The 21,938-nt window shown below is 39.9% G+C and carries 19 protein-coding genes; 11 read left to right on the top strand and 8 right to left on the bottom strand.

Annotation, left to right across the window (positions count from 1 at the left end; all coding sequences use genetic code 11):
* Positions 1–14 precede the first annotated feature (14 nt).
* Positions 15–1,460, bottom strand: coding sequence for an arginine deiminase family protein (locus tag ATK78_RS02885; RefSeq protein WP_133574548.1), 1,446 nt, complete (start codon positions 1,458–1,460; stop codon positions 15–17).
* Positions 1,461–1,543: 83 nt separating this feature from the next.
* Between ATK78_RS02885 and argS the strand changes: the two genes are divergently transcribed.
* Positions 1,544–3,313 carry an arginine--tRNA ligase gene (gene argS / locus ATK78_RS02890; RefSeq protein WP_133574549.1) on the top strand — a complete coding sequence of 590 codons (1,770 nt, stop codon included), beginning with the start codon at positions 1,544–1,546 and terminating at the stop codon, positions 3,311–3,313.
* Between the two features lie 283 nt (positions 3,314–3,596).
* On the opposite strand, the gene ATK78_RS02895 is transcribed toward argS, so the two are convergent.
* Complete coding sequence (locus ATK78_RS02895; RefSeq protein ID WP_133574550.1) at positions 3,597–4,730, bottom strand: AI-2E family transporter; 1,134 nt, start codon at positions 4,728–4,730, stop codon at positions 3,597–3,599.
* Between the two features lie 90 nt (positions 4,731–4,820).
* Between ATK78_RS02895 and mnmE the strand changes: the two genes are divergently transcribed.
* Positions 4,821–6,188 carry a tRNA uridine-5-carboxymethylaminomethyl(34) synthesis GTPase MnmE gene (gene mnmE / locus ATK78_RS02900; protein WP_133574551.1) on the top strand — a complete coding sequence of 456 codons (1,368 nt, stop codon included), beginning with the start codon at positions 4,821–4,823 and terminating at the stop codon, positions 6,186–6,188.
* 167 nt (positions 6,189–6,355) lie between these two features.
* Here the strand turns inward: mnmE and ATK78_RS02905 are convergent, their stop codons facing one another.
* Entirely contained in the window at positions 6,356–7,105 is a 750-nt protein-coding gene (locus tag ATK78_RS02905) for a hypothetical protein (RefSeq protein WP_133574552.1), read from the bottom strand.
* Positions 7,106–7,372: 267 nt separating this feature from the next.
* Entirely contained in the window at positions 7,373–7,711 is a 339-nt protein-coding gene (locus ATK78_RS02910) for a hypothetical protein (protein ID WP_133574553.1), read from the bottom strand.
* Between the two features lie 653 nt (positions 7,712–8,364).
* On the opposite strand from ATK78_RS02910, the gene ATK78_RS22665 reads away from it, so the two are divergent.
* Complete coding sequence (locus tag ATK78_RS22665; protein WP_166664805.1) at positions 8,365–8,535, top strand: HAD domain-containing protein; 171 nt, start codon at positions 8,365–8,367, stop codon at positions 8,533–8,535.
* Between the two features lie 148 nt (positions 8,536–8,683).
* Complete coding sequence (locus ATK78_RS02915) at positions 8,684–9,226, top strand: hypothetical protein (protein ID WP_133574554.1); 543 nt, start codon at positions 8,684–8,686, stop codon at positions 9,224–9,226.
* Between the two features lie 465 nt (positions 9,227–9,691).
* Here ATK78_RS02915 and ATK78_RS02920 read toward each other — a convergent pair whose 3' ends face one another.
* Both ATK78_RS02920 and ATK78_RS02925 read right to left on the bottom strand, forming a co-directional pair.
* Positions 9,692–10,444 (bottom strand): SDR family NAD(P)-dependent oxidoreductase, encoded by a 753-nt coding sequence (locus ATK78_RS02920; protein WP_133574555.1) that lies wholly within the window; start codon positions 10,442–10,444, stop codon positions 9,692–9,694.
* A 91-nt stretch (positions 10,445–10,535) separates the two neighbouring features.
* A complete protein-coding gene (locus tag ATK78_RS02925) occupies positions 10,536–11,123 on the bottom strand; it encodes a Crp/Fnr family transcriptional regulator (RefSeq protein WP_133574556.1) in 588 nt (195 codons plus the stop codon).
* Between the two features lie 225 nt (positions 11,124–11,348).
* On the opposite strand from ATK78_RS02925, the gene ATK78_RS02930 reads away from it, so the two are divergent.
* Together ATK78_RS02930 and ATK78_RS02935 are read left to right on the top strand one after the other, a co-directional pair.
* Positions 11,349–11,936, top strand: coding sequence for a Crp/Fnr family transcriptional regulator (locus ATK78_RS02930; RefSeq protein ID WP_133574557.1), 588 nt, complete (start codon positions 11,349–11,351; stop codon positions 11,934–11,936).
* 353 nt (positions 11,937–12,289) lie between these two features.
* Complete coding sequence (locus ATK78_RS02935; protein ID WP_133574558.1) at positions 12,290–13,048, top strand: SDR family NAD(P)-dependent oxidoreductase; 759 nt, start codon at positions 12,290–12,292, stop codon at positions 13,046–13,048.
* Between the two features lie 79 nt (positions 13,049–13,127).
* Here the strand turns inward: ATK78_RS02935 and ATK78_RS02940 are convergent, their stop codons facing one another.
* Positions 13,128–14,276: an alkene reductase gene (locus ATK78_RS02940; protein WP_133574559.1), complete on the bottom strand. Its 1,149-nt coding sequence runs from the start codon at positions 14,274–14,276 to the stop codon at positions 13,128–13,130.
* A 131-nt stretch (positions 14,277–14,407) separates the two neighbouring features.
* On the opposite strand from ATK78_RS02940, the gene ATK78_RS02945 reads away from it, so the two are divergent.
* Positions 14,408–14,821, top strand: coding sequence for a winged helix-turn-helix transcriptional regulator (locus ATK78_RS02945; protein WP_133574560.1), 414 nt, complete (start codon positions 14,408–14,410; stop codon positions 14,819–14,821).
* A 31-nt stretch (positions 14,822–14,852) separates the two neighbouring features.
* On the opposite strand, the gene ATK78_RS02950 is transcribed toward ATK78_RS02945, so the two are convergent.
* On the bottom strand, positions 14,853–15,341 hold the full coding sequence (locus ATK78_RS02950) for a cupin domain-containing protein (RefSeq protein WP_133574561.1): 489 nt from the start codon (positions 15,339–15,341) through the stop codon (positions 14,853–14,855).
* Positions 15,342–15,393: 52 nt separating this feature from the next.
* On the opposite strand from ATK78_RS02950, the gene ATK78_RS02955 reads away from it, so the two are divergent.
* The 4 genes from ATK78_RS02955 (at position 15,394) to ATK78_RS02970 (ending at position 21,937) form a co-directional block, all read left to right on the top strand.
* A complete protein-coding gene (locus tag ATK78_RS02955) occupies positions 15,394–16,212 on the top strand; it encodes a putative polyvalent protein kinase domain-containing protein (protein ID WP_133574562.1) in 819 nt (272 codons plus the stop codon).
* Between the two features lie 237 nt (positions 16,213–16,449).
* The gene (locus ATK78_RS02960; RefSeq protein ID WP_133574563.1) at positions 16,450–17,034 is read left to right on the top strand and encodes an RNA polymerase sigma factor; all 585 of its coding nucleotides are present in this window, start codon (positions 16,450–16,452) and stop codon (positions 17,032–17,034) included.
* A gap of 121 nt (positions 17,035–17,155) precedes the next feature.
* Entirely contained in the window at positions 17,156–18,340 is a 1,185-nt protein-coding gene (locus ATK78_RS02965) for a FecR family protein (protein WP_133574564.1), read from the top strand.
* A 186-nt stretch (positions 18,341–18,526) separates the two neighbouring features.
* Complete coding sequence (locus tag ATK78_RS02970) at positions 18,527–21,937, top strand: SusC/RagA family TonB-linked outer membrane protein (RefSeq protein ID WP_133574565.1); 3,411 nt, start codon at positions 18,527–18,529, stop codon at positions 21,935–21,937.
* Position 21,938: the final 1 nt, after the last annotated feature.

A 21,938-nucleotide genomic window follows, 5' to 3' on the forward strand; every position in this document is an offset into this window, starting at 1 on the left:
TTTAATGGATTAATCTATAGATCGTCTCTAAGCAACGGTAAGCTCATGCAATGGAAACCGCCTCTGGCCCTGGATAGTTCTGCTGAGGGCATTAAAACTAAGGTGTCTGTAATCGTAACTGTATTTATTGATCCGTCTTCCAGTCCGTTAATTAGATCCTTTACTTTGATGACGTTAAAGCCGTTGGTTTTGAATGCTTCAACAGTTTTGTCATTTCTGTCGTAGCCTAAAACCACACCTTCCTTTATGGCGAGCAGGTTGCAGGAGTCTGTCCACTGTTCGCGTGAATCGTAGGGGAAGTTTCCATTGCCGCTGTAAATGAATTGGGTAGGTTCTGTGCTTTTCAGATCATTCTGACTGATATCGTCCAGCAGGGCTTCAATGCTTTCAAAGATCTTCGGTTCCTGTACCTTATGTTTGGTAAACTGGTGGATTTCTGTAACCTCTTTATGGTCTTGTTTAACCAGGAAGTTGATCGGTTCATCCGGGTTTGCGGTCTGTGTTTTTGAGATAGAACTCAGCAGCACCCACATGTTGCGTTTTACCTGGGTAAACACGGTATCAATGTGCATAAAATCCCGTTTATTGGGAATGCGCACTACGGTAACTTTGTTTACTACATTGTTTTCAAACAGCAGCTTTATGGCTTCGCTGGCACCGTAGGCGGAAGTACGTTCGCTACAGCCAATCAGCACATGGTCCGGACTTACCATCATCACATCACCACCTTCCAGGGTAGTTCTTTGTTCTTCTTCTTCACCGGGGCGGAGGAAATGCTGGGCAGGATCAGGGATCTCTAATATGTTTTCTGCATATTCCTTAAATATGGGATGGTTAAAAAAGATATAGCGCATCAACAACGTTTCGCGGCTTCTGGCTTTTTTAGCCGGTTTATTTAATAAGATATGGTTGTTGATGGTAATGCCGACATCCCGTGTAAAGATCAGGTTGGGGATGGGAGCGAAGATCATCACGTCATCTTCAAGTGTGCCTGAAATGAATATTTTAGCCAATTCTTTAGGTTCTGTTTCTACCATCTGAAGCTGACGTTTGTAGGTGCATCCTTCAATGGCGCAAACGGCAGCAGACAACTTTTTACGGATCGAAGCATCTTCGAGTATATCTGCAAGCAGGTTTTGTATTTCTATAACTGCCAGTGAATTATGGAAATCTTTGTGGTCTGGTTTAAAGAAATTACGGTCTGCAGTTTCTGAATCTATTTCTGCCAGTTTACCCTTGATCTTATCCGGATCCAGGAAGTACATCAGTAATTTTATGTAGTAGTCGTATTCATCTTTACGGATGGTATCGAGGTGTACGATATCTTCAAAAAGCCAGTCTTGCGCCTTTGAAGGGACTACCTTACCCAATCCGCTATCCGGACTGTGGATCAATAGTTTACGCAACCTTCCAATCTCCGTATTTACATTTACTTTAAAACTTTGGTTCTTTATGCTCATAAATGGTTTGTAGCTACACAAATGTATCCAATTTTTTAGAATATAAAATTCGCTCCTTATATCATATTTGGTTATTTTTGGCCATGAATTTTATTATTACCGCAACACACAAGGCCATCAAAGAACTTTATAATGAAGAGGTGGCTGAAGGTGTAATCAATATACAGGATACGCGTAAAGAGTTTGAGGGGCAGGCAACTATCGTGGTTTTTCCAATCGTACGCTTATCAAAAAAATCACCAGAACAAACGGCCAATGACCTTGGTAACTATCTTTTAGAAAATTTAAAAGAGGTTACTGCTTTTAATGTGGTTAAAGGCTTTTTAAACTTAAGCATCGCCAATGAATACTGGTTAAGCCTGTTTAATAATGAACTGCTGGTTCCTGAATTTGGTGCCATAAAGCCGAACGGAAAAAAGGTAATGGTTGAGTATTCATCTCCAAATACCAATAAGCCTTTACACCTTGGCCACGTTAGAAACAACCTGTTGGGTTATGCTGTAGCTGAGCTGCTTAAAGCTGATGGTTACGAGGTATTTAAAGTAAACCTGGTAAACGACAGGGGAATTCATATCTGTAAGTCGATGCTAGCCTGGCAAAAATGGGGTAACGAAGAAACTCCTCAAAGTTCTGGCTTAAAAGGCGATCATTTGGTGGGTAAATACTACGTAATCTTCGATAAGGAATACAAGAAAGAAATTGAGGCCTTAATGCGTGATGGCCTGACAGAAGATGAAGCTAAAAAGAATGCGCCTTTAATTCTGGAAGCACAGCAAATGCTTTTGGCATGGGAAGCTGGCGATGATGCTGTAATCTCTTTATGGCAAAAAATGAATGGATGGGTTTACGAAGGGTTTGAAGTTACGTACAAAAACCTCGGTGTAGACTTTGATAAATATTATTACGAAAGCAATACTTACCTGCTTGGTAAAGGTACGGTTGATGAAGGATTGGCCAGTGGCGTGTTCTTTAAAAAGCCGGATGGTTCGGTTTGGATCGACCTAACTGCCGACGGACTGGATCAGAAACTCGTATTGCGTGCGGATGGCACTTCAGTTTATATTACCCAGGATTTGGGCACTGCTCAAATGAAATATGACGACTTCAAAATGGATGAGTCTATTTATGTGGTAGGGAATGAGCAGGATTACCATTTTAAGGTGTTGTTCCTGATCCTTGAGAAATTAGGTAAGACCTGGGCTAAAGGCTTATACCATTTATCTTATGGGATGGTCGATCTGCCTAGCGGAAAGATGAAATCACGTGAAGGTACTGTTGTTGATGCGGATGATCTGATTGCTGAAATGGTTTCTACTGCGAAGCAGAAGACAGAGGCATTGGGCAAGGTGGACCATTTTAGTGATGAAGAAAAGAATACGCTGTATTACAACATCGGCTTAGGTGCGTTGAAGTACTTCCTGTTAAAGGTAGAGCCTAAAAAACGGTTGCTGTTTGATCCGTCAGAATCGATAGATTTTCAGGGTAACACTGGTCCGTTTATTCAATATACACATGCCAGGGTTAAGTCGTTGCTGAACAAGGCGGGTTATGTTTCTGAGCCGGTAACTGCTCCTGTTGAATTGAGTGAGACTGAACTGGAAATGATCTTGTTGCTGTCTAAATATCCGTCGGAGATCTCGCTGGCAGCCAAAGCGTATAGTCCGGCAAGTTTGGCTAATTACTTGTATGAGGTGGCGAAGATGTTTAACAAGTTTTACCATGAGGTTCCGCCGATTGTGAAAGAGGAGGATGCAGCAGTTAAGCAGCACCGTTTAAACTTAAGCGCGGTTACGGCTACGATATTGAAAGCTGGAATGAGTATTTTAGGAATTACGGTTCCGGAAAGAATGTAAGAAACAGTATTCGGATTGAAGTTCTGAAGGGTTTATAACCCTGAACGGTATATTTGGTTGGGTTTGATACCAGCAAATTGAAGTGAAGAATGATTAGTTAGTCTTAATAGCAGATCATCTAGAAGTTTGTTATTTATACTAACCTATAGATCAGCACTGACTAACGCAAAAATTATTGAGTTATCTTTAGAAGTTTCCCGAGCCTAAATCCGTTCAGGATTATGTTAGATAACCATAAATGGAATGGTAATTCTTTAAGAATATTATAGTAAAAAGAGAAGGATTAATCCTTCTCTTTTGTATGTTCAACGCCTGATTTCGTCGATACAGGAACTTTTTTTCTAAATACGGGGAAACTCATCGGACTTCTTGCCGGTCTTTCATCACCCAATAAAACACCCCATTGTTTAAAGATATCGGTTCTGTCGAAGATTACCTTCAATACCGCAATGATTGGCATAGATAAGAACATCCCGGATACCCCGGCTATACTACCTCCGATGACTACTCCCAGGATGGCAAAGAATGCATTAATTTTCACTTTAGAACCTACTATTCTAGGCATCAATATGTTATTATCCAGAAACTGAACACCTGCTATAACCAATAAAACGGTAACTACCGGCCAGATTTCTGTTGATGAGGTAAGCGTAAGTAATACACCTATTACGTTTCCTACTAAGGCACCTACATACGGGATCAGGTTTAATATTGCAAAGATCACACCGATCAATAAGGCATGTTTAATACCGATAAAGAATAAAATACCACCCAGTAGAATGGTCATATAGGTTACCTGGATTAATAAGCCGATCAGGTAATTTTTGATAATGGCTTCAGTTTCATAGATCGCTTCTTTCACTTTAGGGTGGTGATCTTGTTTAAACCACATAAATATGAAGCGTAAAAGGATATCCTTATAGAAAAGCATCAGGTAGATATAGATCGGTAAAAGGCCAACAAATACGAATACAGAGCTTAACGTTACAGCAGCACCACTTGCGGCTTTACCAGCCATACCCAATAGGTCGTTGCTTTTATCGCTGATGAATTTTGCCTGTTCATTGGTAGAAAACTTACTGATCCTGCCAATCCAATCCTGCAGCGATTTAATGTGGATGCCTACATTCCTTTTGATTTGCGGAAAATCGTCTACCAGCAATCCAATCTGTGCGGAGAAGAACCAGACAATTAATCCGATAAAAATGGCGAGCAGAAGGATGGGAATGATGATTGCTGCAACTTCAGGGAATTTGATCCTGATGAAGAACCGGAACACCGGCAAGAGCAAGATACTGATAAAGAATGCCATGATCACCGGCATAATGATACTATTTCCTATTACCATTATGTAACCAATAAGGACGAGTCCTAATAGTTCAATGGATCGTCTTACTGTAAGTGGCATGTCTTTCATTCGTAATTTGTTAGTTTTTCAACAGGTAAACAGTACAAGGTATGAAATGTTTGGGTAGTTTTGCGTTTAATTCAATTTAGGAGATTTCACATGATTACTACAGATACTATAGTTGCATTATCTACGCCACCGGGAGCGGGGGCTATTGGTGTAATCCGGCTCTCGGGCGACGATGCAATCCGTATTGCCAATTCTGTTTTTAGTGGAAAAAACCTGCTGGAACAAGATTCTCATACCCTGCATTTTGGCTTGATCAAGGATGGTCCTGTAGTTATCGATGAGGTAGTAGTGAGTTTATTTGTAGCTCCAAAATCGTATACCAAGGAGAACGTGGTAGAGATTTCCTGCCATGGTTCTAATTATATCATTCAGCAGATCATTTCTTTATTGATTAGAAAAGGCGCCACGGCGGCCAAGCCTGGCGAATTCACGTTACGTGCATTTCTAAATGGATCGCTGGATCTTTCTCAGGCCGAAGCTGTTGCCGACCTGATCTCGTCCGATTCTGCTGCTGCACACAGCGTGGCAATGAACCAGTTAAGAGGCGGCTTTAGTACAGAACTTAACGTGCTGCGCGATCAATTGATCCATTTTGCTTCGATGATTGAGCTGGAGTTAGACTTTGCCGAAGAGGATGTTGAATTTGCGAACCGGGAACAATTGCATGAGCTGATCAACAAAATTTCCTTGGTATTGAACAAGCTGATCCGCTCTTTTGAACTGGGTAATGTGATCAAGTCGGGCATTAACACGGTTATCGCCGGCAGACCAAATGCTGGTAAGTCTACTTTATTGAACGCATTATTGAATGAAGACCGTGCGATTGTGAGTGAAATTGCCGGTACGACCAGAGATACGATTGAAGAAGTATTGAATATTAATGGAATCAATTTCAGGTTGATCGATACTGCCGGGATTCGCGAAGCTACCGATACGATTGAAGCGATAGGCGTGGAGAAGACGATGCAGAAGATTAGCCAGTCGGCCGTGTTGGTTTATTTGTTCGATATCGCTAACCTTTCTGCTACTGAGATTCGGGAAGATATTTTAAGCCTGCATAAGCCTGGCATTGCGTTTGTTGCTGTGGCGAACAAGATTGACTTAGCTGGCGATGTATTGCCAGAACTTAACTTACCAGATGGTGTTCAGGTTATTTCGATCTCTGCGAAAGAGAATCAGCAGATTGAAGAATTGAAGCAATTGTTGTACGATACTGCGGTGGGAGACCAGTTATCTGATAGCCATACCATGGTGACTAACATTAGACACGTGGAGGCTTTGCAAAGGACACAGGATGCGTTAAGCAGTGTGCAGAATGGATTGGATAACCCGGTAACTTCTGATTTCCTGGCGATGGATATAAAGTTGGCACTTTACCAACTGGGTACAGTCACAGGTCAGGTTACAACGGATGATTTGCTGGAGAATATATTTAGCAAGTTTTGTATCGGGAAGTAAACCCACAAAAACAGAAACTAATTCAAACCTCCCATAATCAATTGTTTTTATAGGGACACCTCGCTTGCTGAACCAATGGAGTAACTGGCCCTGATCCGACCGGCAATCGTTATAGAATGATCTTGAAACAAATTAACAACTTAAAGGCTGAGCCTCATGGCTTATTGTCAAATTCGTAGGTCACCAATATTTTCCTTTTGGGGGATCTGTAAGGTAACATTAGCTATCTCGAGATCGATTATCCTTTTATCACAAATAATAATATTTAAATTAAGCCTTGCAAAGCATTGTATATTAATTTGAAAATTTTGATCGGTAAAAATTTTTATATCAAATTCACACTCTCTAGGTAGGCAGACCTTGTATATATTTTTAGAAAGCTCATATATTAGCCTATCTCCATGTGAGTCATGAAGATGGTGACATGAAATCACTTGATAATCCACAATGGTTTGTTCTGTAATTTCTTTGAACCAATTGAGAGTTTTCATTCTGCTTACACGGTTTAAGTAACGCCAAGCAATATGCTCGAAATAATCATCATCGAGATTGTCCGGAATCCATTCTTCGTTTATAAACTTAATTTTTGGCCAGCTATCTTCGAGAAATTCTTCTATCGTTTGGTATATATTAACTTTCAGATCAGATGACAGAAAAGTCTTGGTAAGACTATTATTTCGATATCTGTAGATCTCGGGATTAAATAAATTCTCAGCAATTAGTGTTATGTATGGAGTCCTTTTATGCTTTTTTTTATTAGGAAAATGAACTAATCTATTTATGTCAAACGCCTGAATTGAAGGCAACAAATGTATAGATGATCCTGTATATTCAGCGAAAATATCAATATCTTCCCTTATTTTAATATTATTAGCTAAAGATTTGTTGTATGTGAAAATATCTGCAATAATATCCATAGTAAATATTAGTTAGTTGTTTGCGTTCTACAAAATAATTCTAAATTAGTTATTTGACATGAGAGTTTATCTATAAATTACCCTTATATCTGCCGAAATAATCTTAAATACGTTAGCAGACGAGAAAAGTTCGATATTGCCCCAATATGGATATTTTCAGGTAAGTCTATGCCCTGGTTGTGATAGCCGAATTCGATTACTGGGATTAATTCTATTTTCAAGTTTTGTCTTTTACTTTTAGTTACAACCTCAGATTATGTGCTTGCTTTATTTGCAAGCTTTACTGAATACATTAAGTAAAGCACTCCTGTATTCTGGATCTTTTTCGAAGAGTTCGATGATTCCTTCTGCTGTGTTTACGTTAGAATATAACTCAGGAATATCGGTTTCGCTTTCAAAAAATAATTTGAACTTGTAATGGCTAGGGACATTGAGATCAGCGACTTTTTGGTTTAGGGAAAATCCGGAGCTGGCCGTTACCTGCTTTGCAAATAGATTTGTTGTTGGGGCCTTGTATAATTCGCTTAATGCTTTTAGCAGCTGATTGCTCTCTTCCCCGATAGATAGAAATTTGACTGGATTTTGTATGAAACCATTTTTGCCCATGCCTCAGTCTTGTGTTAGGCCAGCAGGCATATTGGATTTTACTTCAAATTGTATGCCTACTGTTTTCCCATTGAATAATCCTTTGGCAAGGTAGATATGAACACTGTCTTTGGATTGGTCGCTTAGTATTTTTAAGCAAATGTCACTGAACCCTTCAGTGATATGGGTTCTGGATGTGATTTCTTCCAGTTGATCGGTTTTTGGTGCTTTAATAGGGTCGCATGCGAATAAGGATACAATGAATCCTATGGCGATTGTCCTTTTGATGTAAGCTATTGTGAACTTAGTATGGTTTTGGGAATGTTTTTAATCATGTTATGACTTTTAATGTGAAAGTAAGCAAAAATGAGTTTTGTAAGTTATGCGGTCGTAAATTATTATGGATTTCGGAGATAAGGGCTTTTGAACATGCGGTTCTCCATGGTATGATCTACAATAAAAAATACACGAGATCGGTAATGGCGCTCCAGAAGATTATTTTGGAGACTAAAGCAAAGATTCTTTTAACGACTTCCTATAAATCCAGATTTCCAGTTGATCAATGTCGTGATATTTTAAAACTAAGGGATGTTTGTTTACAGAATTGATTGCTTACCGGACAAGATTGCTAGGTCAAATTGAAGGAAAGGATTTTAGCGTGGTATAAAACTGCAATGGGTTTTGATAAAGATTTTGTAATCATTGATGATGAGAAGTCTTTAAATACTTTACCTAAGGATAATAAGGATCGCTTTGTTTTAACAAGCGGTTCTGTTGGTTTAACTGTTGAACTTGCTGATGTGGCTATTTCGATACTCAAAACTGGTCCGCTGAGGTCTGAATAGCATTTTGCAGGATGGCATGGCTTTTGAATTGCCGTTGAAAGGATTAATCGGTGGCAGCAAAAAAATAAATTTCTTTTGTAATTTAGTGAAACAGGAATCATCAACTATAATCGGTTCTTGTTTTAACTTCAGTCCTAAGACTTGATTTATGATAGAAAATAACGCTCAACACAAGAAAAATATCAAGGTTACCTATTTGCTACTTTTTTTAGTGGCCATAGGTGTAATTCTAGGCATAGTCAAATGGGTAGTGTTTAGACATAATGGCTGGAATGCATATAATACTAAGGAGCTTTATGATGGTTTTTATCAGGGGGCTGGAAATATCTCTGGTGATGTTCAGCAGCGGAAGGACATGGCCAAATGTTTTGTCGATAAAATCATAATTTTATATCCAGAGGGTGTGGAAACGATATCGGCTGACACCCTTAAAAAGGTCATTGAACAGGTTGGTATGGAATGTGCCGAAACCATTACGAAGTTATCCTGGACACCTATTACCGAAAAGGCTTGCCTAAAAAAATTTAGGGATTTTAAGGAATTAAAAGGATATTCAGAAGAAAAGAAAACCAGTTATGCCGGTTGCTTACTGGCAAAGCTGAAGGAAAAATATCCTAAGGGATTGATGACAGAAATTTCACAAGGGGAAATGGATAGCTTGTATGCAGATTGTTTGTATGTTTTAAAATGATTGTAAAATGGCTTATTATATTAGGGTTTTAGGGACAGCTGACTTAGATATATGTAAAGAATTGGTCAGCGGGTTGACTAATGAAGGGTTGATTGAAAAATTTGAACCTGCCCAAAATGAAACCTAAGACAAGTGGAGGATAATTGGTGTGTTCAATGTTGACCGGATCTATCTGATGCAAATTGAACATAATCCGGTCATAGAGGGGGCTTGGAAAAGCGGAAACTGAAGAAATAACGAACGATGTTTTTTTAGAATGTTTTTCGTTATTTATTTTTTACAACTTGTTGATTTTATAGTTCCTGTATTGGCAAATAGTTTATAAAATTCAGGAACTGGACCGGGAAAGGCAACCAAGCGCTTCAATAGTTCTTTGATTAAATGGAAGTGAGTATTTATTGCTGATTCCTCTGCATCTAATATCCACCGACACGAATTCGAAAACCCGTGCCAGTGAATAAGAAATTACTTAGCTAAGTAGGTCATGCCACCGTCAACAAGAAGTTCAGCACCAAGCAAGAAAGAAGAATCTTCAGAAGCAAGGAAAACCGCTGTTTTACCAATATCTAACGGCTGTCCGATCCTGCCTGTCGGCATTACATTTGCAAACTGTGCTTTCACAGCTTCGATGTGTTCTGCAGGAACGAACTTATCAAATGCAGGTGTGTCTGTAGTGCCCGGTGTTATTACATTTACCCTGATCTTTCTTTCCAGCAAGTCGTTTGAAAAGCTTTTCGCAAAAAAGATCACAGCAGCTTTTGCAGCACCGTAAAGTCCAAATGATGGGTATGCCCGATGTGCGGCATTTGATCCGATAAGAATGATAGACCCACCATCATTCATATAAGGTAGTGCTTTTTGTACAGTGAAATAAACGCTTTTCAGGTTAAGATCCATAGTCTTGTCGTAATCAGCTTCGCTCACATCTGCTACAGTTCCGGTTGTTCCTGCACCGGCATTGGCTACCAGTATATCTATTTTACCAAATTTTTCGGCTGTATCTTTAAATACTCTTTCTAAATCGGTAAGGTTAGTTACATCTGCATTGATGGCTATAAAATCATTGCCTAGCTGAGCGGCTGAATTTTCTAAAGTTTGATGATTTCTGCCAACAATAGTACCGGCAGCACCTTCATTTTTAAATGCTTCGGCAATACCAAATCCAATACCGCTATTGCCGCCTGTAATTACGGCTACTTTGTTTTTTAATTTACTCATGATCTTTACTATTTAATGTCATACAAAGATGCAGCTGCGCGAGGAACTGCATCTTAATATATGTCATTAAATACGCTTGATAAAAGTCAATCTATTTTAAGGCGTTTTTCCTGATCCGGCTCAAGGTTTCCGGTGTTAAACCCAGGTAGGAAGCAATTAAATTTTGCGGGAACCGCTGTATAAAGTGTGGATAATCATTAACGAGTTCTTGAAACCGTTCTTCACCAGTTTGACTGATGGAAGATTGCATTCTTTTCTGGGCAGCTATGGTATTATTTTGACTAAGCACATTTTGCATCGCTGAAAAGGCAGGAATGGGCCTTATGAATTCCTCTACCAGGCTATGGGTTATTTGTAAGATCTCCAGATCCTCCAGCGCTTCTATGTTAAAGCGACTTGGTGTCAGTTTGTAAAAACTTTCAAAATCGGCTAACCACCAGTTTTCAATACTTAATTTTAATATATGCTCATGTCCTTTTTCATCTACTGTAAACGTCTTGGCAGCCCCTTTCACAATGAATCCGGTATATTTACATACATCCCCTTCCTGCAAAAAGTATTGTCGCTTCCGGATTTTCTTTGGTTTGAAATGGGTGATAAATACTTGCCTATCATCCGCTGAAAGCGTTTCGCCGGAAAGTTTTTGAACGTAATCGAACAGCGCTTGAAAATTATGCATTTTTAGGGTTATTAAGGAGAATCCTCAAAAATAAAACTTTCAACTTATTTTTTGCTGGTTTTTTAGTTATTCAAACTTGTTCTTATCCAGGTACAGGTAAACGACTCAACCCTATCTTCGAATAATCCCACCTACAATAAAATCGCGAGATCTGTAAACCTGGTTTGTTTTTTTAGTTTTTATCAGGCAGCTTGAGTAAATTGCAAATTATTATATCCTTGAACAATGTCCAACTTTGAAGTGTTTTTCGATTACATCCAGGAAATATCAGGCAAACTGCTTTCAGAAGATGATAAGCAGTTGTTGATGGCACACTTCAAATCCAAAAAACTTAGAAAACGGCAATACTTTTTACAGGAAGGAGACGTGTGCAAGTATATTGGGTTTATTGTAAAAGGATCCGCCAGAACCTTTACAGTAGATGAGAAGGGGCACGAAAATGTATTGAAATTGTCTGTAGAAAATTGGTGGTTGGCTGATTTTGAAAGCTTCTACCTGTTAACGCCAAGCCGCTTTAATATTGAGGCGCTGGAAGATCTTGAGGTTCTTCAATCAACAAATGCTCAAATTGAGGAGTTTCTTAAGCATATCCCTGCTTTTTCAGCGATGCAGAACATAATCAGCCAAAATTATACCATTGCAAACCAGAAAAGAGTGCAGGCTGCTTTTAGCTACACGGCTGAAGAGCGTTATGAAGACCTGGTTAGCAATTATCCGCATTTTCTAAAACGGTTCCCGCAAAACATGATCGCTTCCTATCTGGGTTTATCCCCGGAGACTTTGAGCAGAATAAGGAAAAACTCTTTTAAATAAATCTTTATAAAAGGGCTAAAAGGTAGCTTGTTCTACAACGCGGCCATTTCAATTCCTATTTTAAAAACCCCATTGATATTAATTCTGAATCCAAAAAAAATGCCCAACAACGCAAAATATGCCGTTGTGATATTTCTGATTTTTTCTTTCTGCGTTTTCCCTCACTATCTTAAGTTATTTTTTCACAGTTAGTTATTCGATTAACTTGATCCAGGTCAGGACAATGAGTTGACCTACATCAAACATACTTCATGATTCATGTCAATAAACGGTCCGTTATAGGTCTGCATCTTTGGATAGACTTCAGAACGGAAATACATCTGAAGAATATGACAAATTAATAGATAAAAATCATGAGTAACTTAGAAAACAAAGTAGCGGTAGTTACCGGTGCAGCAAAAGGAATAGGCGCATCTATCGCAAAGCACTTCGCGGCAGCAGGCGCAAAAGTAGTTGTGAATTATGCCTCAAGTAAAGAAGACGCAGATAGAGTAGTCAAGGAAATAACCGACAACGGAGGCCTGGCTATTGCCGTCCAAGCCGATGTGTCGAACGAGGCCGATGTGATCAGGCTGTTTGAAGAAGCCAATACAGCTTTCGGTGCGTTGGATATTTTGGTAAACAACGCGGTTTATCAAGGATACTTACCGGTTGAACAGATATCAGTAGAAGCTTTTCATCAGCATTTCAACGTCAACGTTTTGGGGCCTATATTGACTATTCAGGCATCTTTAAAAGCATTTAGTGATAAGGGCGGCAATATCATCAACATCAGCTCGGGCGCGAGTAAATACCCGCTTCCGGGAGCCTCGTTGTACTCTGCCACTAAAGCGGCATTAGACGCCATGACGATTGCTTTATCGAAAGAACTGGGTGTAAAGAATGTTCGTATCAATTCTATTTTACCGGGTGCTACGGATACAGAAGGTGCAGCAAGTGCAGGTGTAACCCCTGGCAGTGAATATGAAAAAATGTTTGTTGCCAAAACACCGCTTGGACGTAGGGGCCAGCCCGAAGATATTGCGAAGGCTGTTTTATTTCTTGCTTCTGATGATGCAGCTTGGATAACGGGAGAACAAATTGGCGTTTCGGGTGGAATGTATGGTTTTTAGAAGGAATTGTGGTCATTAAAGGATTAAGTTAAGTGTTTTCCTTTGTTAGCATAGGAAAACACTCAATAATCATCAATTATTATTCGGAATCTGCATCGTCTGAATGTGCGGCAGTGTTACTATATACCGCTTTCGGATAATCGGTGTATCCATGCGCTCCCCCGGCATAATACGTATCCATGTCACCCTCTGACAATGGCAGATGATATTGGAAGTGTTCAACCAAATCAGGGTTGGCAATGAAAGCTGCACCAAAAGATACCAGGTCGGCTGTGCCTTCTTTCAGGATGGCATTGCCGCTTTCCTGTGTAAAGCCTAAGTTTGCCATTAATCTTCCGCTGTAGTTATTACGGAAATGGCTGAAGTAATTGTCCTGCATGACCTCAACATCTGTACCGTTTAAATTTTCCGCTGGTCCAACAATATGCAGATAAGCCAAATTATAATCACTTAGCCTCTTTAAAATGTATTTGAATATTGGAATAGTTTCTTCATCGGGTTTCATGATACCTACGTTGCTTAGCGCTACCGGCGTAAACTTGATCGCCACGCGCGTGCTGCTCCAAACGGCTATGATGGCATCGAGGATCTCAAACACAATACGTGCGCGGTTTTCAATGCTGCCGCCATACTCATCTGTACGCTGGTTAGTGGCCAAACTTAGAAATTGCGGGATCAGCATTCCAACCATTGCATGGATCTCTACACCGTCAAATCCTGCTTCTTTAGCATTTTTAGCTGCCTGCTTGTAATCCTGTATAGTTTGTTTGATCTCGGCTATGGTCAGCTCGCGGGGCGTTAATGAGTCTTTAAAGCCTTCAGGAGTAAAAGAACGGGTTTGGGGATTGATGGCTGATGGCCCGGCTGGTAGTTCGCCATTAAAGAAATCCGGATGGGATGCGGAACCAATATGTCCCAATTGGGAGAAGATTAAACCGCCATTATCGTGCACGGCTTTGGTCACCAGTTTCCATCCTTCAACCTGTTCCCGGCTGTACATGCCCGGAACATTAATAAAACCGATAGACTTTGAATTCACCCAGGTGCCTTCAGTTAGAATTAAACCTGCTGAGGCACGTTGTGCATAATATTTAGCCATTAATGGGGTAGGTACCAGACCCGGGTTGTCGGCACGTCCGCGGGTTAGTGATGCCATCACGACCCTGTTTTTCAATTTTAATTCACCCAATTGATATTCCTCTAAGAGAGGTTGCGCTGTGTTTTTCATTGTTTTTTTTAAGCAAAGCTCGGGCATAGACAACAGCGGCACAATAGGAGGGAAACTAATGGCATAGGGATAAATTTATCTCCTATGCTGATTGAGATACAATGCCTATTTTTGTAATAAGAAAACAGCGTATGTACGAAAGAAAGATTCCTCTAACCATAGATTGCGGGCTTCACCTAACCAGGGAAGTACTGAATGGCAAATGGAAACCAGCGTTACTGAATGCTTTGTCTATGGAAGTAAGGCGCCCAAGCGAAATCTTAAGGCTATTGCCAGAAGCCACCCGCCGGGTGCTGAATGTCCAGCTCAAAGAACTGGAGAACCATGGCATCATAGAAAAGAAAATCTATGCACAGTTGCCGCCTAAAGTAGAATATTTTTTAACGGAGATTGGCTGGTCATTAATGCCTATGATTGATGCTATGAATCAATGGGGCGATGCTCACCGAACATTTTTAGAAACTGTGATTAAACAGGATCCAAAGGTTGTCAAAACTGCAAAGTCGGCCTGCCTGGCTTACCGGCAAATGGCAGTGGCAAAATAGGGTGAATTTTTGGTGTAGTTTATAAAACTGGTTACCTGCATAAGCGCATGATAATATCCCTGTGCTGAGGATACTGCTGATTCAGTTTTTCCTTGTCCGCCATCTCGAAGTCCCTGAAGTCAAAACCTGGTGCAACAGCGCAGCTCACCAAACTGAAGCCGCGTTTGCCGGTCAGCTCTGCAGCAAACCAGTAACCTGCTGGAATAGCAAGGGAAAGCATACCATTTACCCCAGAAGATAATTCTATCATTTGATAGGTGCCATCCTCACTTAACAAATGTAAGCCTACCGCTGCCCCGAGATGAAAATACCAGATTTCATCGGCCCATAGCCGGTGAAATCCTGAAAAATCATCGTTTTCCAGTAAATAATGGATGGAAGTGCAGGCGCTTCGGTCTTCTTTGACCGCAGGGCTTACTATTTGTTGAGCTGAGCGGTAAGTTTCCCGGTAGTAGCCTCCCTCAGGGTGCGGTTCCATTTTGTATCGTTCTATCCAGTAGAGTGAGGTATAAGTTTCCATTTATAAGTAATATTTAAGCAACTCTTCATCGCATTTTTTAAAAAATGGTCTGATGGGAGAAGATAGGATTTATCCGCAACTATCACAAGTTTTGATCTCCTGTTTTCGGGGAATCAAAAATCTGACTAAATGTGTTACAGCTATGAGTGCAGTATCACCTTGCTGTTTTTCTGAAACGAACGTAAGGGGAACTATTATCGAAAAAATCGTATATTCGTATAATAAATCCTTAATGAAGCATATTAAAGATGAACTACAAAATATCATTATCGGAAATGGACAGGATGGCCAAAGTAGCAAACTCAAAAAAATCCAAGATTTCCTTAGAGGAAATGCGAACGCAGGCTCAAAACCTGAAGAACAAAAGCATCTCAAAAGTGAAGAAGAATCACTCCTGATTGATTATGCGCTAAAGGAGAATCTTATTTTTTCCGGTGATATATCTGAAGATTTATTCATCAGTGAAGGCGCTGAGCAAAAGGTTTATCGCTTTGACGATCATAGTGTAATTAAGCTTAACGGTAGCGTCTTTTACGAATATTGGCTAGATTATTTTAATAGCCTGCTAGTTCATAATTATTTTTTCAAATCAACCACATATGAATTTCTAGGGTTCAAGGTAATTGATAATTCCCTTTTTGCCGTAGTTAAACAGGACTTTATTCTTGCTACAGAAACAACTGATCTGACTGCTCTCAGATCATTATTGGAATATAATAAGTTCAATCATATAAGAAACAATGATTATCAAAGCAGTGATTTGGGAATCATTTTTGAAGATTTACATGATGAAAATGTTCTTAGTTGCGATGGCCTTCTTTATTTTATAGATACAGTGTTTTATATTACCCCAAACTTCTACGACAAATAGATAGCTATTGACGCTGTCAAATTATCTAACTGCCCCACTTACGGTTTCCTGGATTTAAACATCATCGGTTGTATTTAATTTAGCCAAACTAAAATAACAACCTACTTTCCCCTCAGATTTAACAACGGCTTAATACTATGGAAATCTCCTTCAGCTAGTTTTGTAGCGCGATTATTATTCCTACTTTTATGTACCAAATATAATCGCACCAACCACCAGGTCAGTGCCACTAAATTTATGTCGTCAGAATTAGCTATAGATGCAGTCTTGTTAAACCAGCTTCGAAATGGAGATAAGGTTGCCTTTAGAAGGCTTTACGACCAGCATTACCGCAAGATCTACCAGTTTGCCAAATCATTTTTGAAGAACAAGGAGCAAAGCGAAGACATATTACAAGAAACTTTCCTAACCCTTTGGGCTAAAAGGGAAAGTTTAAATATCGATCTGCCTATAGAGCCTTTGTTATTTACCATTTGCCGGAGATTGGTCATAGACGCATTTAGGAAGGCTACCAGTTCTGAAAAATATCGTTCAAACCTTTTAATGACGATGAACGATGCAGACACCAACTCAGAAGACCGTATCATTTATGCTGATTTATTACGGGTTACAGAAGGTGCAATATCACATCTGCCGGTACAACAGCAAAAAGTATTCAGACTGAATAGGTTCGAGGGACTATCATACGACGAAATCGGAGAACACCTCAACATCTCCAAAAACACCGTAAAAAATCATTTAGTAGTCGCTTTAAAAACATTAAAGTCGGAACTAAACCGCGAAGGCATATTATACATGCTCTTCATCACCCTTTTTATTTAATCAGAAATTAATCATTGATTTTCAATTGATTATAATTATTCTGAAATAAATAAAAAACCAACTAGTCCATTATAATTTCACACCCGTATTCTATTGTAGTAACGGACACCAACAAGATCAAATGTCATCATCAAACGAGAGAATTGAATATCTGCTAAGTGCTTATACAACCAACTGCATCACTGAAGTTGAACTGACTGAGCTTGCTGCGATTATTCAGAAGCCAATATCAGAAGCAAGCATAAATGATTTTATGATGCAGTATTGGGATTCACTTCCAGTGGATGAAAACGAAGGGATTGCGCAGGACAGGATCTTTAATCAGATTACAACTCATAAAAGCTTCAGGACAAATCAGAAACAGGCGAAAATTAGTCCTCTGAATATCAAACGAATTATTGGCTATGCAGCATCCCTTTTAATTATAGTGGCAGGAGCATTAACCTGGTATATCTCTAATTTAAAACCAGACGCATCACAAACTGCAAAAATCAATAATAATAGCATCTCTGTTGGCAGCAAAAAAGCAATACTTACCCTGGCAGATGGCTCAACCATTCAATTACATGATACGGACACCGGAAAAATAGCATTGCAGGGTAATTTAAGCGTCATGCAGAATAAAGGCCAGCTTGCCTACAATGTAATCAACAATGCAGCAAATGAATATTCAGAAAATACCATGACAACACCTAAGGGGGGTGAGTATCAATTGGTGCTGCAGGATGGTAGTAAAGTTTGGCTAAATGCGGCATCGAGCATAACCTACCCGGTCGAGTTTAACGGAAAAGAACGCCGTGTTAAAATACAGGGTGAAGCCTATTTCGAAATCGCTAAAAATGCAGCTAAGCCTTTTATTGTAGAAGCCAATGGTACTGAAGTTAAAGTTTTGGGTACACATTTCAATGTAAGTGCTTATGCAGATGATTCATTTATTAAAACCACACTTGTTGAAGGTTCAGTAAATGTTAGCAAAGGGGAGAAACATGCACTGCTAAAACCCAATCAGCAAGCTTTGATCACAAAAACTTCAGATCATATAGCAGTTACCAATGTGGATGTAGAAGAGGCCCTGGCCTGGAAAAATGGCTACTTCATCTTTAATGGTGAGGACATCAGAAGCGTAATGAAATCGGTTTCCCGCTGGTATGATGTAGAGGTAGAATTTAAGGGAGCACTAAACGGAAAAACTTTTGGAGGCACAATTTCAAGGTTCGGAAATATTAAAGACCTATTAAAAACAATTGAATTAACAGAAGCCATTCACTTCGAGATCAAAGAAAGGAGAGTCATTGTAATGCCGTAAAAAATTATGGCCTCTGTGAGTAAAATCAGAAGCGCGGGAACGCTCCTGATTTGAAATAGCAAATGCCATTTGATTAAAATTAATCGAGTCAACAATTAAATAAAACCATATCAAATGTATAAAAATTTTACTACAAAAGTTATTTGTGGCAAAGAAAACGATCTGTATCATAAAATCTCCCGGGCAATGAAGTTAACCATAATGCTTATCGTTACTTTTTTACAAGTAAATGCAGCAACATATGCCCAGAAGATCAATCTTAAAAAAGACAATACCGCGCTTCTGGAAATCTTAAAAGATCTAAGAAAGCAAAGCGGATATAATATCTTCTACAGCGAAGAAAATGTCAAAGCTGCCGGCCCGGTTTCTGTAAACCTGTCAAACCTGTCTATCGAAGCCGCTTTGCGCAAATGCTTAAAGGGTACAGGACTCGATTTTAAGGTGGTAGATAAAAATATAATCATATCTCCAGAAAAAGTTCCGGTATCAAAACAGGCAGTCAAAGAACTGATCATAACGGGCAGGGTAATCACCGAGCAAAATGACCCATTGCCAGGTGTAACGGTAACCCTAAAAAAAACGAAGCAATATGTAGTGACCGATAATACGGGAAGTTACAAAATAATTGCTCCCGATGAAGACGCAGTCATTGTCTTTACCTATATGGGCTACGCAACGGAAGAAAGAAAGGCTGGTAAAAATCAGACGCTTAATATCGTTCTGAAAGAAGAAAACCGCGACCTGAATGAAGTGGTTGTAACTGCACTGGGTATTAAAAGAGAAGAGAAAGCATTAGGATACTCATTAACAACGCTAAAAGGAGAAGAAATAACCAATGCAACTTCAAACAACTGGACAGATGCGTTATCCGGGAAGGTTGCGGGCTTAAACCTGTTACGTTCCAATGGCGGCCCGGCAGGCTCAAACCGGATCATCCTTAGAGGTGAGACCTCACTTTCAGGAACATCAGAAGCCCTTATTGTAATAGATGGTATTGTGGTGAGCAGCTCAAGCGGCCGAACCACAGGTAATGGGATCTCCTATAATGACGAAAGCAATGCGCCAACAGATTATGGAACCAGTATCAATGACATCAACCCAAACGATATTGAAAGTATTTCAGTGTTGAAAGGGCCTGGGGCAACAGCACTTTATGGTGCAAGGGGAGCAGGCGGTGCAATTGTGATTACAACCAAACTGGCCAACCCGAAAAATAAAGGAGTAGGCGTAACCTTTAGCAGTAATGTAGCAATTGAGACGGCCTCAAGATTTCCGGAATATCAGTATGAATATGGACAGGGAGATACAGGAAACGAGTTTTATTCGTATGGCAATTCGGTTGATGGCAATAGCCTATCAGGTACACCCAATGCATGGGGACCGAAATTCGATGGACAGTCTTTTTTTCAATATGATCCGAATACGCAATCTGCAGCGCTCTTCAGAACGCCATGGATCGCACATCCTACAAACAGGAAAGACTTTTTCATGTCCGGGCAAACCTTTACCAACAATCTTTCTGTTGAAGGCGGTACAAAAGAAACATCGGTACGATTGAGTTATAACAATTTGCTCAATACATGGATCATTCCAAATACGGGCTATGAACGAAATGTAATCAGCTTATCGCTGAACCAAAAGGTGACCAGCAAAATGCAGTTCTCCGGAAAAGTGAATTATACCAACCGATTTAGCGACAACCTGCCTTCTGTAGGTTACAGCAACCAGACCATCATGTACAGCCTGATCAGAATGGCACCGAATGCGCGTATAGATGAATACAAGGATTACTGGATTAGAGGGCAGGATGATGTTCTGCAAAACAGGCCATATAACGCAGCTGGAGATAATCCTTATCTCATTGCAAATGAAATGCTCAATAAGTCCAACAGAAATACGGTAACCGGTTACTTACAAACCAATTATCAATTCAATACGGCACTCAGCCTGATGCTAAAAGCTTCAGTAGACCTTTCTTACGATTCAAGATCACAGCAACGTCCGAAAAGTTCAAGACGCTATCTGGATGGCATGTACCGCACACAGAATATTTTTAACCAGGAAATAAACGCAGATTTTTTACTGAAGTATAAAAAAGATCTGACCAGGTTGATTACTGCCGACATCTCATTTGGTGGTAGTATATTAAAAAACAGGTATCAGCGCGATGAGACCCGCGCAGAACGATTGTTTACACCAGGTATCTATAGCTTCGCCAATAGCATGGATGTGCCGCTTTCTTACCCATACATGAGCAGGTTTGGAGTAACCAGTTTATATTCACTAGCTACGTTTGGGTACAGCAACTTCCTATATCTTGATGTTACAGGTCGCCAGGATTGGTCAAGCACACTTTTTTCCGAATCAGGAAAAGCACAGGGATTCTTTTATCCATCAGCCAATTTAAGCTTTATCGTTTCAGATAAGTTCAAGCTGCCTGCCTACGTATCACTGCTTAAACTGCGTGGATCTGTTGCCAAAGTAGGAAGTGGTGGTACAACACCCTATTTAACCTCTTACATTTATGAGTCAGAAACAAACTTCCCATCCGGATTAACCAATCCAAGAAGCATAGCCAATCCGAATCTAAAACCGGAAAGCAGTGTAAGCATAGAGTTTGGTACAGACATCCGCTTTTTTAATGGAAGATTAGGCGCCGATATCTCTGTTTATCAAAATAACACCAAAGATCAGATCTTACGAGTTCCGGTAGACCGCGCTTCTGGATTTAGTACCGCTGTATTAAACTCTGGAGAAGTTAGAAATAGGGGACTAGAAGTTGCCATGAATGGCGCTCCTGTTAAAGGCCGCAAATTTAGCTGGAACATTAACGGAACATTTACAGCAAACCGCAATATTGTATTGTCTCTTGCGGATAGCGTACAAGCGCTGCAATTACAAAAAGGGCCGGGGTCCCGCGGATTCGTAGAAGCACATGTTGGCGGAAGCATGGGCGACCTATATGGATTGGGTTATGAACGATCTCCTGATGGACAGATTGTATATCAAAACGGATATCCTGTAAAATCCCTGCTTTCAAGGCTGTTAACCAATGTATATCCTAAATGGAAAGCAAGTATTGGCAATGAGTTCAGATCCGGACAATTCAGGTTAAACATTCTGGTTGATGCACAGTTTGGTGCAGAAGCTTACTCACATACCTATGCCAATAATGCAGCAGGTGGTTTTCTGAAAAGCACACTACCAGGCAGATATAATGGACTGATCGGTAATGGGGTAATTAAAAATACCGATGGAACTTATCGCCCCAACGATGTGGCCGCAGCAGATATCTGGACCTATTACAGTGAGCATTTTACACCAGACAATGTAGAAGCGAATATTTTCAGTACAGACTTCATCAAGCTTCGCGAGGCAAGATTAGATTATACCTTCAAACCAGCATTGATGAAAAAATTAAGCCTGCAAAAGGCATCGATTGGTGTTTACGGAAGAGACTTATTCATTATCAGCAAATGGCCATCATTCGATCCTGAATTTGGAACCATTAATAATGGATTGATCCAGTCGGGTTTTGAAACAGGTCAGTTTCCAGCCACAAGAACCATTGGCATTAACCTTAACGTACAATTTTAAG

This window comes from Pedobacter metabolipauper, assembly GCF_004362715.1.
In the GTDB taxonomy this organism is placed as follows: domain Bacteria; phylum Bacteroidota; class Bacteroidia; order Sphingobacteriales; family Sphingobacteriaceae; genus Pedobacter; species Pedobacter metabolipauper.